The 3,274-nt window shown below is 63.2% G+C and carries 3 protein-coding genes and 3 pseudogenes; 3 read left to right on the forward strand and 3 right to left on the reverse strand.

Annotated features, from left to right (window positions below):
- Positions 1 to 258 (reverse strand): annotated as a pseudogene (locus E3T23_RS00005) (PDDEXK nuclease domain-containing protein); the annotation flags it as partial.
- 94 nt (positions 259 to 352) lie between these two features.
- On the opposite strand from E3T23_RS00005, the pseudogene E3T23_RS00010 reads away from it, so the two are divergent.
- Positions 353 to 1,323, forward strand: a pseudogene (locus E3T23_RS00010) (IS481 family transposase).
- Here the strand turns inward: E3T23_RS00010 and E3T23_RS00015 are convergent.
- Both E3T23_RS00015 and E3T23_RS00020 read right to left on the reverse strand, forming a co-directional pair.
- The gene (locus E3T23_RS00015; RefSeq protein ID WP_134368377.1) at positions 1,279 to 1,917 is read right to left on the reverse strand and encodes a DUF1016 N-terminal domain-containing protein; all 639 of its coding nucleotides are present in this window, start codon (positions 1,915 to 1,917) and stop codon (positions 1,279 to 1,281) included. The pseudogene E3T23_RS00010 and the gene E3T23_RS00015 sit on opposite strands and share 45 nt — an antisense overlap.
- A 56-nt stretch (positions 1,918 to 1,973) precedes the next feature.
- The gene (locus E3T23_RS00020) at positions 1,974 to 2,300 is read right to left on the reverse strand and encodes a hypothetical protein (RefSeq protein ID WP_134368378.1); all 327 of its coding nucleotides are present in this window, start codon (positions 2,298 to 2,300) and stop codon (positions 1,974 to 1,976) included.
- Here E3T23_RS00020 and E3T23_RS15750 point away from each other — a divergent pair.
- Positions 2,192 to 2,599 carry a DUF4913 domain-containing protein gene (locus tag E3T23_RS15750; protein ID WP_166806138.1) on the forward strand — a complete coding sequence of 136 codons (408 nt, stop codon included), beginning with the start codon at positions 2,192 to 2,194 and terminating at the stop codon, positions 2,597 to 2,599. The genes E3T23_RS00020 and E3T23_RS15750 overlap by 109 nt on opposite strands.
- Positions 2,600 to 2,718: 119 nt before the next feature.
- A pseudogene (locus E3T23_RS00030) lies at positions 2,719 to 3,274 on the forward strand (transposase); the annotation flags it as partial.

The raw sequence follows: 3,274 nt of genomic DNA on the forward strand, positions 1-3,274 counted from the left end.
GGTGTCTCGTCGGAGTCTGTCGTCGACGAGGGAGACGTAGAAGGCGAGTTTGCCGGCATGCTCGGGTTGGAACTTTCCGGTCTTCAGCTCGATGACGACATATCGCAGTTGCTCGACGTAAAAGAACAGCAGGTCGAGGTAGAAGTCATCGCCGGCGACGTCGAAGTGGACCTGCCGGCCACCGAACGCGAACCCCTTTCCCAGCTCACGGAGCTTATCGACGATGCGGTCCATGAGGGCTTGCTCTAGGTGTTGTTCCCACGGAGGTTGTGTGCGTGGCGTGAGCTAAGAAGGTGAGGACCTCCGGTATCGATTGGGTTACCACACTCAAGCCGATGCCACGGAGGCCCTCATCTCTTACGTTACCCATGCCAAGCCTCGCTCACTCCGGAAGGGCGCCTGAAACTCGCCCACCTCGTCGTCCGCGACGGCTGGGCGCAGGCCCGCGTCGCCGAACGCCTCCAGGTCTCCCGCGCCACCGTTTCCAAATGGGTGACCCGCTACCGCGCCCACGGGCGGGACGGCCTCGGAGATCGCTCGTCGCGCCCGCACGCATCACCGTGTCGGACGGATCGTCGCACCGAGCGGCGGATCATCGCGCTGCGCTTCACCCGGCGGTGGGGACCACACCGGATCGGCTACCACCTGCACCTGCCCCAGTCGACCGTGTCAAAGGTCCTCAACCGGTATCACATGCCGCTCCTGGGCCACATCGATCTGAACACCGGACTGCCGGTCCGTAAACCGAAAGCGGTCCGTTACGAGCGGGAGAATCCGGGCGATCTCGTGCACGTGGACGTGAAGAAACTCGGCCGCATCCCCGACGGCGGCGGGCACCGCACCCTCGGCCGACAGGCAGGGAAGAAGAACCGGTCCGGCGTCGGCCATTCCTTCCTGCACTCCGCGATCGACGACCGCTCCCGGCTCGTCTACTCCGAGATCCTGACCAACGAGAAGAAGGAAACCGCCGCCGGCTTCTGGGCGCGCGCCAACACCTTCTACGCCTCCCACGGCATCACCGTGCTGCGGATGATGACCGATAACGGGTCCTGCTACCGGTCCCGGTTCTTCAACGACGCCCTCGGCGATATCAAGCACAAGTTCACCCGGCCCTACCGGCCACAGACCAACGGGAAGATCGAGCGATTCCACCGCACGCTCGCCGCGGAGTGGGCCTACGCCCGGCACTACAACTCAGATGACGCCAGAGCCGACACATACCAAGATTGGATCCATAGCTACAATCACCACAGACCCCATACCGGCATCGGCGGCAAATCACCCATCGACCGCGTTCACAACGTCAATGGGAAGAACATCTAGGTCGCGTTCGGCTGCGTTCTCGGTCAGTTCCAAGAAATCGAACGCGTAGGGGTCTTTGGCGATCTGCCGGGCCAGGTCGGAATCAGCGGGTGCTAGCTCGGCACTGAAGTTCGAGGGTGCGGCACCAGTTCTCTCGAGGGTGCGGTTCTTGATCTGGTTGAGAAGTAGGTTGCGGGACCAACCGTTCTTCACGGCTGAGGCGGCGTACCATTCCCGACTCTTGGAGGTGTCGAGCTTGTCGAGCAGGACCGTGATGTGGCCCCAGGGCAATCCTGCAACAGCCTGTTGCACAATTGGTTCCGTCCCAGCCCAGGCGACTGCGAACGCCCTCATGTAATGAAGGTTGCGGGACGAAAATCCCTTCATCTGAGGGAACTCAGTCCTTAGATCTCCCGCGAGGCGACCGACCACGCCGGCTCCCCATCCCTGCTCCGCCTGCTGGCTGAGCGCTTCTCTGCCGATGCTCCAATACAGCTCGATCAGTTGCGCATTGACGGTGCGCTGGGCGCGCATTTGAGAATCACGGACCCGGCGCTTAAGTGAGACGAGGAACTCGGGGTATCCATCGGGAAGAGCAACATCATCACGGGCCATGGCCCAATTGTCTCCCGACTGTGGTCGGTGATCGTCGCGGCTGACGACAGAAAGGCCTAGCCGGCGGCCATGTAGGACCGCGCCAGGGCCATGACCTCTCGGGAGCGTCCATTCGAAAGCGCTTCGGCCGGCGAAACATCGTCTAGTTCCGGATGCATGCCCATGAGCCACGCTCTGGCAACTTCAGGCAAATGAACGAAGCTGAGAATCTCGAACACCTGAAATGTGTCTCTGAGGAGTTGCTCACTCGCATGCGGCGGCCTCACCGTTGCGTGTGTCCAGCGAGCAAGCGTGCGGGCGTTCTTACCCACGATCACGCCCAGCAGCGCCTGGCCCAGGTGCGCCTGCAACACCGCTGCGATCTCAGCAATACTCAGACCCACCGAGCGTTCATGAGCCGCGCGATCAGATCCGGGACCAGCTCCACCCCGAGGTCGTTGCCCGATTCAAAGCCCTCCGGCAGGCCAGCATGCAAGCCGACACCAGCGTCATGGACGGCGACGCCGGCGCCGTGTCGTCTTGGTGGATCAACCACTGGGACCGCCGCGCCGCGGTGATCTTCGACAAAGGCAACGGGCCCTTCCGCGACTGCGACCCCGACCAGGGTCATCTCTACCGTCGCAATGACACCGCCGCCAGGATCGTACCGGCGCCGATACTGCCTGATGATGTGGAGCTGTAAAGGGAGGGAACTGACGAATATCCACTTAATTTTGGGCCCTTCGACTTGGGCCGGTCACACGGAGTGCACAGCGTAGGGCCCGGCACCGCTGGCGGAAGCCGCCCAGGAAGAGGCCCTAAATGAAGCATGACGGAGAAATCATGGAAATACTTGCTGTCTACGATCTAACAAAATCGCTGCGCGCCACAGCGGAGCTCACCGGCTGCTCGCACCACACCGTTGCCCGCCACGTCGAGGCGCGCGATGCGGGCAAGCTGATCGCGGAGCCGGCGTATCGGGGCCGGGTCACGGACCCGTTCTTGCCCAAGATCGAGGAATGGGTCGAGGCGTCCTAAGGCAAGATCCGCGCCGACCGGCCCACGACAAACTCCTCGCCCTCGGTTAAACGGGGTCGGAGCGCTCGACCCGGCGGGCGGTCGCGCAGGTCCGCGTTGCCTGCCGATTTGGCCGGGTCCGGGTGCATCGGCCGTGGATCACGGAGCCGGGGATGTGGTTGCAGTATGACTTCGGTGATGGCCCCGTCATCGACGGCCGCAAGACGGTGTTGTTCGTCGCTTGGCTGGCGTGGTCGAGGTTCCGGGTCGTGATCGCCCTCCGGGACCGGACCGCCCCGACCGTGTTCGCGGCCCTGGACCGTACGCTCCGCATTCTTGGCGGAGCCCCGACCTATGTCCT

It is taken from the genome of Cryobacterium cheniae (assembly GCF_004403395.1).
GTDB lineage: Bacteria > Actinomycetota > Actinomycetes > Actinomycetales > Microbacteriaceae > Cryobacterium > Cryobacterium cheniae.